At 37.2% G+C, this 17,130-nt stretch carries 21 protein-coding genes; 4 read left to right on the forward strand and 17 right to left on the reverse strand.

The annotated features are described in order from the left end of the window. Positions 1–4: 4 nt before the first annotated feature. Entirely contained in the window at positions 5–412 is a 408-nt protein-coding gene (tssD, locus tag ACVBDU_RS17650; protein ID WP_447181047.1) for a type VI secretion system tube protein TssD, read from the reverse strand. Between the two features lie 597 nt (positions 413–1,009). Between tssD and ACVBDU_RS17655 the strand changes: the two genes are divergently transcribed. Together ACVBDU_RS17655 and ACVBDU_RS17660 are read left to right on the forward strand one after the other, a co-directional pair. After that, the gene (locus ACVBDU_RS17655) at positions 1,010–1,837 is read left to right on the forward strand and encodes a helix-turn-helix domain-containing protein (protein WP_447181048.1); all 828 of its coding nucleotides are present in this window, start codon (positions 1,010–1,012) and stop codon (positions 1,835–1,837) included. 79 nt (positions 1,838–1,916) lie between these two features. Next, the gene (locus ACVBDU_RS17660; RefSeq protein ID WP_447181049.1) at positions 1,917–2,774 is read left to right on the forward strand and encodes a hypothetical protein; all 858 of its coding nucleotides are present in this window, start codon (positions 1,917–1,919) and stop codon (positions 2,772–2,774) included. Between the two features lie 246 nt (positions 2,775–3,020). Here the strand turns inward: ACVBDU_RS17660 and ACVBDU_RS17665 are convergent, their stop codons facing one another. The 8 genes from ACVBDU_RS17665 to ACVBDU_RS17700 all read right to left on the reverse strand — a co-directional run bounded on the left by ACVBDU_RS17665 (position 3,021) and on the right by ACVBDU_RS17700 (position 9,675). Then, positions 3,021–3,335 (reverse strand): hypothetical protein, encoded by a 315-nt coding sequence (locus ACVBDU_RS17665; RefSeq protein WP_447181050.1) that lies wholly within the window; start codon positions 3,333–3,335, stop codon positions 3,021–3,023. Positions 3,336–3,369: 34 nt separating this feature from the next. After that, complete coding sequence (locus ACVBDU_RS17670; RefSeq protein ID WP_447181051.1) at positions 3,370–3,879, reverse strand: nucleotidyltransferase family protein; 510 nt, start codon at positions 3,877–3,879, stop codon at positions 3,370–3,372. Between the two features lie 17 nt (positions 3,880–3,896). Next, entirely contained in the window at positions 3,897–5,285 is a 1,389-nt protein-coding gene (locus tag ACVBDU_RS17675) for a TlpA family protein disulfide reductase (RefSeq protein ID WP_447181052.1), read from the reverse strand. A gap of 89 nt (positions 5,286–5,374) precedes the next feature. Next, positions 5,375–6,322, reverse strand: coding sequence for a TlpA family protein disulfide reductase (locus ACVBDU_RS17680; protein ID WP_447181053.1), 948 nt, complete (start codon positions 6,320–6,322; stop codon positions 5,375–5,377). A 352-nt stretch (positions 6,323–6,674) separates the two neighbouring features. Beyond that, the gene (locus ACVBDU_RS17685) at positions 6,675–7,757 is read right to left on the reverse strand and encodes a redoxin domain-containing protein (RefSeq protein WP_447181054.1); all 1,083 of its coding nucleotides are present in this window, start codon (positions 7,755–7,757) and stop codon (positions 6,675–6,677) included. 260 nt (positions 7,758–8,017) lie between these two features. Continuing rightward, complete coding sequence (locus ACVBDU_RS17690; protein ID WP_447181055.1) at positions 8,018–8,434, reverse strand: DUF6194 family protein; 417 nt, start codon at positions 8,432–8,434, stop codon at positions 8,018–8,020. A gap of 150 nt (positions 8,435–8,584) precedes the next feature. Further along, on the reverse strand, positions 8,585–9,082 hold the full coding sequence (locus ACVBDU_RS17695) for a MepB family protein (protein ID WP_447181056.1): 498 nt from the start codon (positions 9,080–9,082) through the stop codon (positions 8,585–8,587). 158 nt (positions 9,083–9,240) lie between these two features. Continuing rightward, positions 9,241–9,675 carry a hypothetical protein gene (locus tag ACVBDU_RS17700; protein WP_447181057.1) on the reverse strand — a complete coding sequence of 145 codons (435 nt, stop codon included), beginning with the start codon at positions 9,673–9,675 and terminating at the stop codon, positions 9,241–9,243. A 58-nt stretch (positions 9,676–9,733) separates the two neighbouring features. Here ACVBDU_RS17700 and ACVBDU_RS17705 point away from each other — a divergent pair, with 58 nt between their 5' ends. Continuing rightward, positions 9,734–9,865, forward strand: a complete 132-nt coding sequence (locus tag ACVBDU_RS17705; RefSeq protein WP_447181058.1) for a hypothetical protein — start codon at positions 9,734–9,736, stop codon at positions 9,863–9,865. 1 nt (position 9,866) lies between these two features. On the opposite strand, the gene ACVBDU_RS17710 is transcribed toward ACVBDU_RS17705, so the two are convergent. The 6 genes from ACVBDU_RS17710 to ACVBDU_RS17735 all read right to left on the reverse strand — a co-directional run bounded on the left by ACVBDU_RS17710 (position 9,867) and on the right by ACVBDU_RS17735 (position 14,745). Further along, positions 9,867–10,271 (reverse strand): VOC family protein, encoded by a 405-nt coding sequence (locus tag ACVBDU_RS17710; protein WP_447181059.1) that lies wholly within the window; start codon positions 10,269–10,271, stop codon positions 9,867–9,869. A gap of 297 nt (positions 10,272–10,568) precedes the next feature. Continuing rightward, entirely contained in the window at positions 10,569–12,059 is a 1,491-nt protein-coding gene (locus ACVBDU_RS17715; protein WP_447181060.1) for a TlpA family protein disulfide reductase, read from the reverse strand. A 250-nt stretch (positions 12,060–12,309) separates the two neighbouring features. After that, positions 12,310–12,681, reverse strand: coding sequence for a VOC family protein (locus tag ACVBDU_RS17720; RefSeq protein ID WP_447181061.1), 372 nt, complete (start codon positions 12,679–12,681; stop codon positions 12,310–12,312). 21 nt (positions 12,682–12,702) lie between these two features. Further along, on the reverse strand, positions 12,703–13,074 hold the full coding sequence (locus tag ACVBDU_RS17725) for a DUF1801 domain-containing protein (RefSeq protein ID WP_447181062.1): 372 nt from the start codon (positions 13,072–13,074) through the stop codon (positions 12,703–12,705). A 21-nt stretch (positions 13,075–13,095) separates the two neighbouring features. Then, positions 13,096–13,656: a GNAT family N-acetyltransferase gene (locus ACVBDU_RS17730; RefSeq protein WP_447181063.1), complete on the reverse strand. Its 561-nt coding sequence runs from the start codon at positions 13,654–13,656 to the stop codon at positions 13,096–13,098. Beyond that, a complete protein-coding gene (locus ACVBDU_RS17735) occupies positions 13,657–14,745 on the reverse strand; it encodes a serine hydrolase domain-containing protein (protein ID WP_447181064.1) in 1,089 nt (362 codons plus the stop codon). A gap of 209 nt (positions 14,746–14,954) precedes the next feature. Between ACVBDU_RS17735 and ACVBDU_RS17740 the strand changes: the two genes are divergently transcribed. Continuing rightward, complete coding sequence (locus ACVBDU_RS17740) at positions 14,955–15,512, forward strand: GNAT family N-acetyltransferase (protein WP_447181065.1); 558 nt, start codon at positions 14,955–14,957, stop codon at positions 15,510–15,512. An 82-nt stretch (positions 15,513–15,594) separates the two neighbouring features. Here the strand turns inward: ACVBDU_RS17740 and ACVBDU_RS17745 are convergent, their stop codons facing one another. Continuing rightward, a complete protein-coding gene (locus tag ACVBDU_RS17745) occupies positions 15,595–16,260 on the reverse strand; it encodes a DUF2461 domain-containing protein (protein ID WP_447181066.1) in 666 nt (221 codons plus the stop codon). Positions 16,261–16,385: 125 nt separating this feature from the next. Beyond that, positions 16,386–17,087, reverse strand: coding sequence for a hypothetical protein (locus ACVBDU_RS17750; RefSeq protein WP_447181067.1), 702 nt, complete (start codon positions 17,085–17,087; stop codon positions 16,386–16,388). Positions 17,088–17,130: the final 43 nt, after the last annotated feature.

Genomic DNA, 17,130 nt, shown 5'->3' on the forward strand with positions numbered 1-17,130 from the left:
AACATTAATTCAGGGAAGATACTCCGGGCCATTTACTTTTATAGGTGTATGCTCCATAGGTGACCTCCAGGGCAGAGATAACAATCTCTACCTGCATGGGACTGGAACTGTCTGCATTAAAACGCTGGTCGTATTTAAGGCAGTAGACTTTTTTAAAGGTCAGTTCCTGCATTTTTGCCATGGCATTGTCCTTGTAAAAGATGATTTTACCGTCTTTGGTCATGGTATCGGACAGCATCCATCCGAATAAGGAATCGTCTTTGTTAACGGCGAGAAGCAGGCTGATCTGCCCTCCCATAGCCCTTGTGGAGGGTTTGCCGTTGTTATCACTTCCTTTTTCAAAGGTAAAGGAACAATCCAGAACGGTCAGTTCTGATCCGTCGATAAAAAGTTTGGAAAGAAAAGTTGCCATATTACATTTGGGTTTTGTAGTTATACAATAAGACCGGGAGTAGGTTGCGTGTATAAATATAAAGATTTTTCCTGTATAAAATAAAGACATGATAAAAGGGACGGCTATCTCCCCGGCAATATACTTGAATTAAAAACCCAAAAAGGAGTACGGCGCCTTCACCTGAAAGCGGGGAGTTTTTATTGGTCTTTTTCTTTTACTTAAATGGTTAAGGGCGTTGCAAACGCCCGGGACAATGGGTACTCGTTGCAAACGAGCACCAGGGGGCTTCGGTACGTTTCTGCCTGAAGGCAGAAGCACTCAGCCACCTTGGTTTTGGTTTTTAAGGGAGGGGATTTCTTTATAAAAGTGATATTTTTGACAGGCAGAACACGCAATACTACGGTACAATGAATGGAACATATTATATTGCCTCAGGAAGGGTGTAGCAAATGCGGGAGACGAGGGGGTACTTGTTGCAAACGAGCACCAGACACGAAACAAACACATCGTTAACGGGAAAATTAAACCTTTTTAAAAATCCCGCACTTGACATAGCAAAAAACCGTTGGGGCACATATCGGGGTTCAAGAATCTCCGGTCAAATTATTGGGCAAAGTGAATTTAAAATTATTCAAAATACATCCGGTACTACAGCCTTTCATTCATAGAATATGGCTTTTCGAAAGCTCATACGATATGGATGCTGATGATTTGAGGATGGTTGTTCCATCGGGAAACATCACTTTGATCTATACCTTAAAGGGTGATTACCAAACGGTTTCACAAAATGGTCTTATTCATTCAACCTGTTCGGACAATTTTACATTCATCGGACAACAATCGTGTGCTTTAACATTAAAGGGATCGGAGCCTGTGACTTCTTTGGGTGTTAGTTTTAATCCTACAGGAGCGTATCGTTTTTTTGAAGGGCACCTTATAGACACCAAGAGCCTGGTATTGGACCTGGAACATATATTCTACAGAGAAACGAGGATATTAAAAGAGCTAATGTTTGACGCCTATAGTAATGAGGACAAGATATATGTGCTTCAGAAGTTTCTCATTTCAAAACTAGCTACTCCTAAAATCCAAGAACCAATAGTAGAAGAGGTGACGCAAAAAATTATTGACTCCCGGGGATTAATAACATTGGCTGAGCTTTGTGAGCAAACGAATTGGTCAAAAAGACATTTGAACAGAACATTTTCAGAGATCGTCGGTCAGAACATTAAATCCTGGTCTCAGACAATACGGTTTAAATATATTCATAATCTTTTAGAGAAAGACTGTAAGGAAGACAAAGAAGCCCTGAAAGCCTTCTATTTGACATTTTATGACCAGGCTCATTTTATTCATTCCTTTAAGAAAGTGACGGGAAAAACACCAAATCAGTTTTTGAAATCAATAAATGAATTTGGGAACTATTTTAACCGCATTGAATAATCCAATGTCCTGTTTTTACAATTTAAAAGGGTATATGCTGCTTAGTTTTGCAGTTTAGAAACTAATTAAATTAATAAAAATGGGCAAAGAAAGAAATTTTAAATCCATTAGTCCATCGGCAAAAGCTTTAATGCAGTTTAAGGCACATACTCAGATTCCGTTTGCAAAACAGGCTGTCAAAGTCCTGTTGAATGAAGATGAAAATACGGGAACCTTAAATAAAGATTTTGGTTTCTGGGCAAGTGTGGTTCATTTTGAGAACAGATATTATTCTGTTAATGAATTGGCTTTAGAAATTTCGGGTACAAATATATTAGAGCTTTCATCGGGATTTAATTACCGGGGACTAGAGTTTGCAAACTCCAAACCTGAGATACATTATATAGATACGGATTTACCTGATATTATATCCTATAAAAAACAAATTGCTTCTTCATTTGAAAAAACATATTTAAAGGGTAAACTTGATTATGCGGCATTAAATGCCTTAGATAAAAAGCAATTTCAAGCTATTGTCGACCGTTTTAATAACCGTCCGCTAACCATTATTAATGAAGGCTTATTGGTTTATCTCTCTAAAGAAGAGAAAAACAAGTTGTGCAGAATTATTCGTACACACCTCGAAAAACAACAGGGATATTGGATAACGGCAGACATTTATCTTAATCATAACCCTGGCCAGATTGGTTCTGATAAGGGTAAAAAATGGGACCGGTTTTTTAGTAAACAAAATGTAACCAACCAGATGTTCGAAAGTTTTGAAGAGGCGGAGGAATTTTTCTTCAATAATGGTTTTGTACTGGATAAGGAATACATTCCGGACTATTCCAAATTAAGCTCCTCTGAAAAATTATTACAGGTAGCATCTCCCGAACAATTGGATAAACTCGGAAAATCGGGAAAGGTTCAGGCCACATGGCGTTTAAAATTAAAATAGAACCCGCTTAATCTTTTTCGTTCCTTATTGTACTTAAAATCAGGCCATACATGCGGAAAGGTCCATACGTTTACCCAAAAAACTGAAGGGAAATAATACTTTTTTAGCTACATATGGAAAATCGTAAAATTATCTGATAACTTATCCGGATTAAGAATTTCTGCAAATACACATCACTTTGAAAATTCTTTCGGAATTTTCAAAGTGATCAAGAAGTTACTTATAGCTCGTGTTATGGTGTCGTTTTTATTTTTCCCATTTTTTGTCTGAAGATGCAATTAGATCAAGAAATTCGATTCCGGGTTTTCCGTCCAGTCCAATTTCGTCTCTTTGTTTTTGAAATTCCAGAAAAGAAGGGACGTTTAACAAGTCTTTTTGAATCTGTTCATTTTTATATAAAGAGTGGTGGACAAATGTCAATCCATCTTGTTTAGTAAACACGTTGTATTGGAATTGGGATGTGTCCAGTTTTTCAAAATCCTTTGTGAACTTCTCAATATTTGCTTTATTTCGCTCAACAAATTCCTTTTTGATTTTGTATGTGACTATTACTGATATCATTTAATTTTTCTTTTGTTTTCTTTTAATTTGTCTATCAAGTGCTAGATATTTTTTGTTCTTTTCCGTCATAGATTAAAATTTTTGTTGAATCGATGCTTTCTCTAAGAATAGGGTTTTTAATTGAAGTGTTTGTTAATAAATCGACTTTCCGCTGAAAGAACTGTTCAAACTTATCCCAGATGTTCATCAAGTCTTCTCCCCGTTCAATCGGGTCATCATTATCAATTTCGATCAATAAGTCTATATCGCTTGAATCTTCATTAAATTGGTCAGTTATTGAAGAACCGAAAGCATATAAGTTTTTCACATTATGAGACTTACATAGTGATAAGAAATCCGCCATTTTATATTTTATAGACTCTCTCAAATTCATATTGCTAATATAACTTATTTTTTTTTTGAATTGTTTCGTCATCAGCTTACTACCCACAGTTAAGGGCTTGGCGTAGTAGGGAGCTATGGGCATTGCACATGCGGGGGAGACAATGGGTACTCGTTGCAAACGAGCGCCAGGGGGTTCTACCTGGTTTAACTTATTGTGCACCGTGTTTATTTACGGATCTATTCTAAATATTTACTTACATCTGAAAGGTTTGCATTGGCGTTCAATATTTTTCCGTTTCGGTCTATCCATATGTACCTGGGTATGGCTTTAATTTGAAAATGCTCTGCAAAGGAGCTTTGAAATCCATTGGTAACATATAATTTTAAGCTTCCGGGAACATCTAGTTTTTTAATGTTTTCTTTAAAACCTGTGGTATCTTCATCCACTGAAACCGAAATAACAGTTAATTGGTCTTTATATTTATTCTCCAGGGCCTTAACTTCCGGAAATTTGACAATACAGGGTTTACACCAGCTTGCCCAGATGTCTAAAAGAATCATTTTGTTAAAATTGTTTACGTCAAATTTGAAATCATTCCATGATTGATCTTTAAATGTGAACTCGGGTACAACCGCTCCTTGTGCATAGGCTTTCTTTTTGTTTTGGGATAAATCATACTGCAACATTAATGTATTGTATGCTTCTTCATTTAATGCTGCTTTGTATTTATTGAACATCTCCCTCGGCGGCGTTAAATTCAATGAATCGGGAAAATATTCAAACTCTAATGGGTAATATTTCAGGTCGTTATAAATTAACATAGATTTTATGGGCTGTGGAAAATACTCCGAAATAATATTTGCTCGCAAAATATAAAGTTCCTGCTCTTCTCTTACCGCATTCAATTTTTCACGATATTTTTTCTTCAGGAAGTACTCAACACCCATTTTTCCGTAAAATGATTTTAAAAAGGAGGACTCTAAATACGGTTTCATTGCTTGAAAATCGATTAAATCTTTATTAAAATACTGAAAAAACAGACTGTCTTTTTGGGAACTGTCTTTCCGGTTTATATAATCCAGATATACTATATTCTTAAAGGCTCTGTTCTCTGTTAATTGCAGGTTATAAAAGTGCTTGTTTTCTTTTTCTGTGATGTAGTCGGCCAACAATTTATCTTTGGTCTTAAAATAATCGTCTACCTGATTTTTGAAATCGTCAAAGGGATTATTGTAGTTCCATGCTTTACTTTTCAGGTCTGCACTGGATAGGACCTCCTCCATAAATCCGTTTTCTTGTTTTGATGTTCCTTCAAAAACGTAATTGTTATTTTCTTTTGATATTTTTAAATGTTCCGAGGGTTGGACATATAGTTGAAGTACTTTACCTTGTAATTGAAGATATAGATATTGGGGCCTTTTAATGGATAAATTTATTTTTCGTTCATCTGGTTTGTTTATAAGAATAGTGTCGTAATCATCCACAAAATTCTCGGAAAATCTTGTAATTACCACTTGTTGAGGATATTCTTTTATGAAATCCAATTCTATACATTCTGATTTTTCTGCTTTTTTACAACCGGAAAGAAAAATAATAGAGATAAAAAATATAGTAAATCTTCTCATTTTGTCGGTTTTTTTACATTGTACAAGTGGGGAACGGCGGGCACTCATAGCAAACGAGCCCGGGGAGGATCAAGATCGGTCATTCCTGTTTATTTCATCAATTTATCTAATGTAGTATAGAAATCGTCTGATTCTCCTTCGAAAACTCCAATAATTTTTTTCTCTTTGTCTATAATAACTTTAGTAGGATAGTTCAGAACTGCATATTTTAATGAGGCATCTGAAGCCGGGGCAGCTCCATTTAATAGTTGTGTCCATATATGAACACCATGTTGTTGAACTGCCCGTATCCATCTATCTTCTTTATCCTTACATGCAATCCCTACGAATTCTACGCGGCTTTTATACTTTTTATAATATTCTTTCATCCGGGGAAAACCTTGTATACAGGGTAGGCACCAACTGCCCCAAAAGTCTAATACTACGTATTCCGCATTGGATCGGTAGAGATTAAACTGGTTGCCTTCTATGTTTTTTAATGTAAAGTCCGGTGCCCTTTTACCTTCTGAAATTTCTCCTTGTTCTTTTCTTTTTTGTTTTTGGTCCAAATATTCTACACGGGCAATTTCATGGTCAATGAACGATTTAAATACCCCATTACGAACCTCATGGGTAAACTTTTGATGGTTTTGGTGTAATTTGCCGTAATGGAGCGACAGGTAAACGGAAATATCTTTATCGGGATTATTTTCAATATATCGGAGATCAATATCATTTATTAATTTACGGGTATTGCTGATGGCATTGGTTACTTTCTCGATTTCTGTTTTTTTTGCTTTATGGAATCGTAATGTATCCCGTATTAAATAATTTTTATCGTTTTGTATTATATAGGGTAACTTATCCTTCCTTAGGGTACTATATTCTCTACTGATGCGGGACCCTTTGACTGTGTAATCTATATAATACTTTTCGGCTTTACCTTCTATTTTTATTTTGTCTTCCGGGGACACCTGTAAAAAAATTGTTTTGGTACTGGCTCTTCTTTCACCACCACCGGGTTTTTTATATCCCCCATGTACAGGGGTTATCTCCATTATTATCGGATTGTTTACTTTATTGTTATAAATAAACTTATCATTTTCAGCAAAAATCGTATCCTTTGTATAACGTAGATTCGTTTTATGCTTTCCTATAAATGGTTTGGACAAATCAACATATTCAATGAGTATGGTATCATTGCCAAGCCCCTCTATATGTGCCTCAATAGTGTTTTTTTGAGTGCAAGAAAAAAGGGATACGACGACTAAAAGTGAAATGGAACGGGTTATTGATCTGAACATCATTGGAGTTTTTTTGGATCATATTTTTTAAAAAGGGCGTTGCAAACGCCCGGGGACGATGGGCACTCGTTGCAAACGAGCGCCAGAGAGAGAATAGCTATGTAAGTTATTGTATGCCTGATTGGAGTTTCTCTGTAAGGATGTCTCTTAACCGTTCGGGTTTAACATTTCGCGCTATAATTTTGCCTTCCTTGTCAAGTAATACGTTGTACGGTATGGTAGTGAGGTGATATTTTTCATCTGTCTCATTGAGGGAATCTATGACTTGTATCCATTGGAGTTCATCTTCCTGTATGGCGGTTTTCCATTTGTCCGGGTCTTTATCTATGGAAACACCCAGGATATCAAAGCCGTCTTTATGAAAAGCATTGTAAACTTTACGTAAACCGGGGTTCGTTTGCCGGCATGGACGACACCAGGACGCCCAAAATTCATATAAAACATAATTGCTCCGCAAGGAATCGCTATCCACTAATTTTCCATCGGGATCGGGAAGTATAATTTTAGGCGGGGTTTTTCCTACATCCAGTACCCTTCTCCTTTTAATGATATTTGTAATGGTTTTCAAATCCTTTTTATCCTGGTAAGCCGTATCCATTTGTTCCTGTAAATACTGTAACTCGTTACTGTTTAAGTACCCATAAAAATTGCTCAGGAAAGCAAGTTTCATACCGCTCAATACCGATTGCGGATTGTTTTTTATAAACTCCGAAAGGTTTTCATAAAGTATGGTTTCTCTTATGCTGTCATTTTCTTCCTGATGAAAGGTGTTTTTCATTTTAGCTTCGAAATCTTCCTTTAGTTCCTGGCTGGTGGAACCACTGATGCTGTCTACATCAAATCCTTTTATTTCTGATCCGTTGTACCGGAACTTACGATATTCAAGTGCAATGTTTATAGTACTGTTTTCAAGCATAAACGGGGATACCGTCATATCTTCTCCTGATTTTGGTGACCCGGGAAGTAAATGGGCTTCGAGTGGTTGCGGGACTTTTCCTTTAAAGCGGAAAGAAGCATTTTCTACAAGGGCACTGTCTACAGTATTATTATAGTCGAGGTAAATATAGCCTTTGTAGTTATCGCTAATTGTACCTGTTATCAAAAACCCGGGGGTTTCTTTGTTTTTCTGACAAGCTAAGAGCACGGAAAGAAAAAGTATTAAAGCAGGTTTGCGTAGTGTTGGTTTCATATGGGTATGTTTTTGTGTTTTTCGAGGAAAGAACTGTGCTAAAACCGTGGTAAAATAAAGGGGCCAGACTGTTTTCCTACAACAATATACTTCCTTTCTCCATAAAATCCAACATTTTATGACTGCTTAACAAAAGCCCCGATCGGGGCTTTTGGGAGGTTTTTGAGATGGATATTTACAAGAAATAATAGAGGTTTTCAGGGAGTGCCCGGGGAAAATAGGCACCCATTGCAAACGAACACCAGGGGGAAACATTACAATTATTTTGATACTTTATTATAAGCTATAGCCAGATATTCTTTTAAAGATTCAAATGTCTTTTTAGACGGGTTAACAACGCAAACCCAATACATAGAGCTATATACGGGATGTGGTAATATCTTATCTTCTTCGGTAAAATCTATGTCTGAATCCAAATAGGCGCCGACTCCTTTTTTCTTCGGGATATCTTTAAACAGGGTTTCATATTGTTTTTTGTCAATACCTAGGTTGAAGCGATAAAATCCATCCCGGTCCAAATCGGATACGTTGTCATATTCGTTATCGGATGTAATTATTGTTGCAAATGGCATTTTAGCGCTCTTACCAGGCATAAAAAAGGTGTCCCCGCCTGACTTCATAATATGAATCCCTTCAAAGTTTTCGGTAATGTAATCTTTTATTTCTTCTGGTCTCATTCTTAGTTTTTTTCAGATGAAGACACAAAAATACTTAATGTCATTAATTTACCATCTTTTCAATAACTTTTAAATAATAGTTATTGTATAAGCAGATGAAGCGTGCATAAGCCGCGAAACTTGTGATGGCCGGGGGGAATCTTTGCTGTCTTATTTATTTTTATATAGTTCTATTACTCGTTTCAGATCTGTTGAATTGTTGATCTCATAAAAATAGTTGCGTTGCCATTTTTGGGTTTGTTCTGCTTGTTTGTTGTTGGTAACATCCCAGGAGGGATAAACTCTAAAGGCTCTTTTCCCTTCTTTTTTGTCAGTTGAAATTATTCCTTTTTTGATAAGCACGGATTTGGGGAATACAAATTGCCCCAGCTGGTTTGTGGTTTGAACGTTTACGACATAGAAATCCATGGAATCTGTTTCATGAAATGGTTCAATCGGGCCCTTTCCGTTCCGTTTCCAGAATGTTACAAACTGCCCGGCTTTTTTAGGTGTTATTTTTGCGTTTCTGCAGATAATATTCAGCCCGTTAAGTTGAAATTGGCAGGCTTCGTAGTCTTTACTTTCCGGTTCGGTTTTAAATCCGGAAACCTGAAGTGCACATTTGTCATAAATCATTTTTTTAATCCCGGCAAGTTCACTATTTATCATTTTCGGCATCGGTTTGTTCTTCTATTATCGCTTTTTTCTACTCTATCCAAACGAGTGAAAAGGGGTTTGTTATAAGGGGTATATACAGGGCAGGAAGGCTCCCGGTCTAATGGGCGTTGCAAACACCGGGTGTGACAGGCATATATGCGACGATTTTTTTAAGACTTCCGGTGATTTTCATGCATTTCTATAGCAACTTTTAAAATTCCTATCATTCCTATACCTAAAACAATAAGCCCCATAGATACTTCCTGTAAAAGTTCATTTTTTGAAATAAATAGTCCGGACAGCCCTAACAGGAGAAAAAATAATACTTCCAGGGACAGAACGATTAATGCCACTTTACCTTTTTTGGAACTTTCCCATATCCGTTTGGAAAAATTATTCTGGGTTTTACCGGTATCCTGCAAAGAACAGAAACTAATTCCGAGACCGAGAAACATCAGGCCCTTATTTACATCACTGAAAACGGAGTCCTTATCTTCTACAAAAAAAATATCGTAATAAATTTTCAGTAGAAAAAACAGCGCTATCGCATACAACAGGTATTGAAGGTAGCTTATTCTATGAAATACATTTTTAGCATTTTTCAACTTGGATTGGTTTTATTTTCATCTCTCTAAAGATAATTAAAAATGTTAAAAAAATAAGATGATGGAATCATGGAAAAAACAGGAAAATGCCAGTTCCAAAAATGTCCGGTACGGGTGCTTGCCACAACAGAGGGAATGGGCGTTGCAAGGAACACCACAGGCTTTAGTGCAGCTGATTACATACGCCTAAATTATTTTTGATGGGGGCATACAAGCTCCCAAAGATGTCCGTCCGGATCGGTGAAATACCCGATATATCCTCCCGATACAGAATCAATTTCCGCCGGCCCTGCGGAAGAGCCTCCATACGTCTCAGTCTTACTGAGCGCCTGGTCTACATCTTCTTTAGTTTTGACTGCACAACTTATGACAGCCGGTGCAGAGATTCCAGGCATGAGAGCATCGCGGTTCGCTTTCCTGGTATACGACTCATAGCTCTCTTGTGTCATAAGAAAAAGAGAGAGATTCGGAAGTTCAAGTGCCAGCATATCATCATCAATTTGTGCATCATTAAAACCAAAAACTTCCTTATAGAAATCAAGTGTCTTTTGAAGATCCGTAACAGGGAGACAAAGTATGGTTGTTATTATTTTCATACTATTTCCTTAATTATTAAAAGTATATAAAGCTATTAGTTTTTATCTTATTATGCAACCAATGTGATTCTTTACGCCAAATCTACAATCGTTTTTCCGCTTTTTAGTTTCTGGTAAAGGGTAAGGATTCTTAATGCTATCAATTTACCACCATTTCAATAACTTTCAAATAATAGTTTTTGTATAAGCCGCCAGGTGAAGAGTGTGACAAGTTTCCTTCTCATGAAGGATTACAAATTCTGGGACGATAAGCACTCGTTGCAAACAAACGCCGGAGGATATTATGGCTATTCCATTTTACCAGATGTAATTATCATTTATTTCCTTTTCCAATTGCTTCGTTTTTGATGGATAGCTGGCATGCTGATTAACTACTTTTCCATTTTCATCCACCAATAAATATCGAGGGTAAGCGAAACGACCGTAGTTCCCAAACTTATCGATTATGTTTGCAACCAGTTTGTCATTTGCCAGGATATGTTGCCCTTCCAAATCGTAAAATTTTATCATTTCTTTCCACACCTTTTCCTTACTGTTCCTTCCTTCACATATATAAAGTGCGGTAATTTCTTTAGATTTCAATAGTTCATCCAACGTTTCTTTATGTTCAAATTCTTTTTTGCAAGGACCGCACCACGTGCCCCATATATCCACGAAAACTTTTTTGCCCTTAAGTTTTTTTATTAGCTCATCGAATGTGTTAACGTTTTCATAGTTTTTGATAATGTGTACTTTTTTATTGGGTGGTGTATTTTCCAGTTTTTTGTGGAAGTTGATAATCGGCTTTACGGCTGAAGCGAGATTTGTATTATAAGGGCTATCGGGATATTCATTTTTGAAATTTTCGTACATTTCAACTGGTTCTTTGGAGTTGTCTTTTGTCTGCCAGCTTTCTAAGAATATATACGAAGCTAAATAATATTCAAGTTCTTTTCCTTTAAGATATTTTTTGGGTTCGTCAATATTGTATTTTAGTCTTTTGTCTGTTTCATACATTTTTATCATACCATCGGAATCGGGTTTTTCTGATGCGTATCGGTTATACCATAGGGAATTATAGACTAAAGCATAAAACCAGGGGGAGCGGGCATAATCTAACCCGCTTAGTTTTGACATTCCGATTTTTTCGTTCCAAAAATTCTTAAGTTCCTCTGTTCTTTTTGTATCTTCTGTAGTGAGAAGCTTTCGCAACAATATTGCAGCAGCGCCAGCTTCCAAGGCAGAATAATAGACTTTTCTGTCTAATATTGCCAATTCATAAAAGTCTTTTGAAATTTCATTTGTTTCCAACAATGTATTGAACCTGGCCATCTCATTTTCTTTAAATGTCTCTATTCTTGCGGATATTTCCGAGGGAATTGAATCCTTATAAAATTCATTCAAACCCAACATAAAAAATTCAGGACTTGGTAAAGTATTGTATAAGTTTTGGGCTATACTGTCTTTGGACATGATCCGGAATTTTTTTAGATTTTTTTCTAATTCAATTTTCAGATCATAGGTCATGCCGGGTTCGACCAGCAAAACACCACCTGCTTTTCCCGGAACATATATGGTTACAAATAATGGTTTCTCTATATCCATTTTTATTTGAAACGCCCCGACAGAATCAGTCGTTATGGATTTTTTGCCTCCGTAAAACCATTTTCCATCAATTGGGGGTATGTATTCAACTTTTTCAGGATACTTTCCATCGATTTTTCCATTTATGGTTATCCTTTTCTCTTTTTTAGAACAACCGATAAGCCCTAAAATCAGGATTGTTAATATGATTTTTTGTACTCTCATTTTTTCGTTATATATGGTGACTTGTTTGCCTGCGGAATCTTACCATATTATCTTCCCGCATTGGATTTTTACTTGTTTTCTATCTTTTAGATCGAAATTCTGAACAATGCTAATTTACCACCATTTCATTAATTTTCAAACAAATAGTTTTTGTATAGGCGGCCAGGTAAAGAGTGTCATAGGTCGGGAGACTTGCGACAGTCTCCCTTTAATGGGCCTTGCAAACGAACACCAAAGTTTTTGACAAGTTTTATAAATGCTCTAAGATATTTATAGTTGCTCCGTTGGGGTCTTTTACGAAAAAACGCCTTACGCCCCAGGGTTCGTCGGTAATGGGATATACGATTTCCCATCCCTGGTTTTTCGCTCTTTCATAGAGTTGATCTACATCGGATACTTCTATAGACAGGAATATGGCGGTGTTGTTCAGCGTTTCTTTTTTGGTATTCTCAAAAACGGATATCTGTGCCGTAGGATTTTCTTTAGAGGCAAAGGTGAGTATCCAGCCCATGTCCATAACCAGTTCCATTTCCAGGAATCGGGTATAAAACTGTTTGCTCTTTTCGAGGTTATCGGAATATATGTTGGGTACGATCCTGCGGATGGATGTATTGTTTTTCATTTTAAAGGCTTTTTCAGGTATTCATTTGATCTTAATGGTTCCGTTTCTGTATAAATCCAGGGCGTCGTTCAGTAATAACTGTATGGTTTTCATTGGTAGGTCTTTACCGGGATTTATTCTGAAGATCTTCATACGGGAACGGTTGCCTTCTTCCAGTTCTGCGTGGTTAAGGTATTTCCCTTCTACCATTAAAATGTATGGTTCGTTTGTTTTTTTGTCTGTCCACAGGTAGCAAAACATCTTATTTTTATAGCAGAAGCAAGGCATCCCCCATTTTTGGGTTTCGGTTATGTTTTCGTCCTGCTTCAGAATAATACTACGCAGGGTAAGCAAACAGCTTTTGTTGGGTTCGTCTTTGTTCAAATAGTAATTGTCCAGTTTTTCGCGGGCCATTTTATATTGTGTTTTTAGTAGTTATGATCTACCAATTCTTATTTCAAATATTACATTGTCTTCATTGTTTTTATCCGTTTTACCGGGAATACACTTGAAGTTGTTTCTTTCCAATAGTGTTTTAGAACTGTTATTCTTTCTGTGTGTATAGGCCTCAATCACCTCAACACCCAGGTTGTTAAAGGCAAATTCAATGATACTTTTCAAGGCTTCACTCATAAAACCTTTTCCCTGGAATTCGGGACTTAAATCGTATCCGACTTCTGCTGTTTTTCTGTCTTTTGAAAAATTCCACAGGCAGATGCTCCCCATCATTGTCGGGTCTCCTTTTATGGATATACACCAATAGTAAAAAGTCTTATGGTCTGTTCCAAAGTTAATTTTTTCTATGAATTCGAGTGCTTTTTCTTTGGATTCGGCTTTTGGTCTTTTCACAAATCTGTTTATCGTTTTGTCTGTACGCAGGTAGGAGATTATTTCCCAATCGGATTGTTCTAATCGTCTTAACAAAAGGCGTTTTGTTTTTATCTCGGAAAAATCTCCTTGATCCATTTTTTCAAGCATCATTTTTGTAAAATACATTTAATATTCTTCTTTTTCCAAATAGTCCCATAACGCATTGCCGAGTTTTTCTCCGTATGTCGAGTTTGTAAACAGTACGTATCCCCATTTTTTATCTACATCCATGAGATACCAGCAGGTAAACCCATCGTTATTACCACTGTGAAAATAGGTGTTGTTATAGGGTTCGTCGGCGGTTACAAAACCCAGGGTGTAGTAAACATTTATTCCGGAAGTGGATGTCAGGGAATGGTGCTTAAACAATTCTTCATAGCTGGTTCCGGAAAGCACTTTTCTGTTCATTACGGCTATCATCCACTTGGAAAAATCCAGGGGTTCCGTGTGTATGGAAGCAGGGGCTACAAACCTGCCATCGTCTTTTTTATACCAATAGTTGTTTTTCCAATCGATTGGTTTGCCTTCTCCGTCATAGGGTTCGGCTTTATGTTTCCTGGTGTATGGGGTTTGGATAAAAACGGTATGCTTCATTCCTATGGGTTTAGCCACCTTATCCTGAAAAGCTTTTTCCAGGTCATTCCAGTCTGTACCTTCTATGTGTTTTAAAACCATTGCCAGGTATTGATATCCTTCCCCGGAATATTCGTAATCGGTGCCGGGTTCAAACTTGATTTTGAGTTTTTTGTCTTCTTCGTTTTCTCTCCAGTTCGGGAAGCCGGACCTGTGGCTTAGGACCATCCTGGCTGTTATTTTTTTGTATCTCTCGTCATAAGCAATATCGGGATAGGGTAAATATTCGTACAAAGGCTTATCCAAATCCAGTTTACCTTCTTCTACATATTGCATTACAAAAAAGGCAAAAACGGATTTTGATATGGATGCGCCTTCAAAAATGGTTGTTTCGGTGATCGGCAGTTGTTTTTCGAGATCGGCATACCCGAATGTTTGATGGTAAACTACTTCACTGTTGTTTATTACGGCAATGGAGAGTCCCGGTATGTTCCAATCGTGCATCCTGGCCCGGATAAAAGTGTTTAGAGAATCGGGCGGGACCTCTACATTTTTGAGGTTTTTAATTGTCTCTTTTCCCCCAGGGACACAGCTTATATATAGTAGGGTAAAGATAAATGGTATTATTGTACTTTTTAGCATTGGGAGTTTCTTAACGAGGCATGATCTTAAAGGATTAAAAAGATACATGCGGCAAACAATTTACCACCATTTTATTAATTTTCAAATAAATAGTTTTGGTTCTCCTTACTTATACCCTATTATCTGATGGGGGCAGAAAACGATGGAATCCGCTTATCCTGACGAGGAAACATGGTTACCTTTGCACAAACATCTAACCGCAAAAGGCAATGGTCATCCGGAAAGGAAAGAAAGAGGATTCTGAGGTTATAGCTGCTTATATTATGTTGGCTATGGAAGACATTACGTATAATATTATCGGGGAGAGGAATGCGGACAAGGCTACCGGTTTCCTGGAAAACCTGGTAGGCAGGAAGGGCAACCAGTACTCTTATGAAAATTGCTGGATAGCGGAAGATGCGGGTGAAATAACAGGGGTAGCCATCGTTTATGACGGGGCATTGCTGGACACGCTGCGAAAGCCTGTTGCCGATGAGGTAAAGCTGAGGTTTGGCCGGGATTTGACTATGGAAAAGGAAACACAGCCGGGCGAGTTTTATATAGATTGTATTGGTGTAAACCCGGCTATGCAGGGTAAGGGAATCGGGTCCGGGATACTGGAATTTCTGATTGCGGAATATATGTTAAAGCAAGGTCAGGTATTAGGGTTATTGGTAGATAAAGACAACCCGAAAGCTAAAAAACTATACCTGAAAATGGGCTTTGCTGTCGTCGGAGAAAAGACCCTGTCGGGGAAAAGGATGGAACATTTGCAGTGTGTGAGGTAGTTTAAAATTTTAGTAAAGCGGAGAAATTAATGTTGTCTCGTTTTTATTATCCTCCGCTTAAATTTTGCTCTATTTTTATCATCTAAAGCAACGAAACTCCGTTTAAATCGGTGGTAAGTACGTCGCTCATATAATCGAAATAGGGACGTATGGTGCGGAAGGACTTATCTGCTTCTTCGAGGAAGTTTTTGCTCAATACTTCTTTATCGGTAAAGTTTTTAGTGAAGATGTACTGCTTTTTCTTAATGAGGTCTATGGCCTGGTGTTCTTTGTTAAAGCCTTTGGGAGCTGATTTTACTTCGTCTCCCTTGAGCCCGCCCCAAACGGATTGCAGGGTTTTGTCGTTTATAATTTCCCGCATTTCGGAGTCGTCTGTTTCAAATTCTTTACGAATGCGGTTGAGGTCCTGTTTCTCCGGGTTCCAGAAGCCTGTGGCTATAAAGGAGCTTCCGGGTTCTATATGCAGGTAATACCCACCCCGATATTCGGGCTTTTGCCTGTGGAAAGTAATTCCGAAATGGGTTTTGTAAGGTTCTTTGTTACCCGAAAAGCGTACATCCCTGTATATTCTGAATAGTTTTACATTGTCTACGGCATCGTGCGTTTTCATTATTTCGAAAAGGGTATTGGCGGCACTTTTTACCTCTGCTTCTGCGGTCTTGAACCGTTTTTTATTTTCGTTGAACCAATCGCGGTTGTTATTGTTTTTAAGTTCTTTTAAAAAGGAAAGGGTTTCTTTGGAGATCATTCTGACGGATTTTGTTTATCCAAATTTAGGGATTTATTTTTTTTAGGGAAGTCTTTTTGAGGGGTGTTGCCAATGCTTTGTATGGTGGGCTCCTGTTACAAAGGGGTGCCGTGATTGCCTGATCTTTATTTATCTTGTTGTAAAACATCATTAATTCGGTTATAGAACATCTCCTTCTGATCCACATGGAGTGCCAGTACTTTAAATTTTCTTTTTATTCCGTAAAGCCCTGTTAAAGTATTTTCTTTCCTTAAACGTATAATTATGTTATGACCCTCCAGGTCTCCTAAGAAAGTAAACTTCCGGGTTTCTTCATCCGTATCAATATCTTTTGAAGATATTTCTATGGATTGGATTTCTGCAATGTCTATGATTGCTTCATTCATAATTCCATACCGAAGATATAACCGGCGGTTCTGAATGGATATAGGTCTTTTGGACATGGATCTTAAAAATCCGAAAATCTGAAAAGAAGAATATATGCTTACAAAAGTGAGACTCCATGCTAATACCTCACTCCACTGGACCAATAGTATGTGTAATACCATAGTTTCTATAACAATCATAAATAATACTACGGATAGTAATGCCACTGAGCCACTTTCTTTATGATACGAGAATTCATTTTCTTTCAATGGTCTTTTCTTCCAATGTAAAAATCCATAATAAAAGACTGCTATTTCGGTGATTAAAGGTATTGCTGCCGCTTTCGGAAGTATTTCATAGCAGGTGATTTTCAGAGCAGTAAAAAAGTCAGATGATTTTTCCTTGTTTAATTTATATTGTTTTACTGTTTTTGAAATTTTATATACCACGAATGATATCATAGTCAATTCCAAAACCGGGAAAATCCATCTTTTAAAGAAGTTG

The sequence above is a fragment of the Sinomicrobium endophyticum genome (assembly GCF_052983315.1).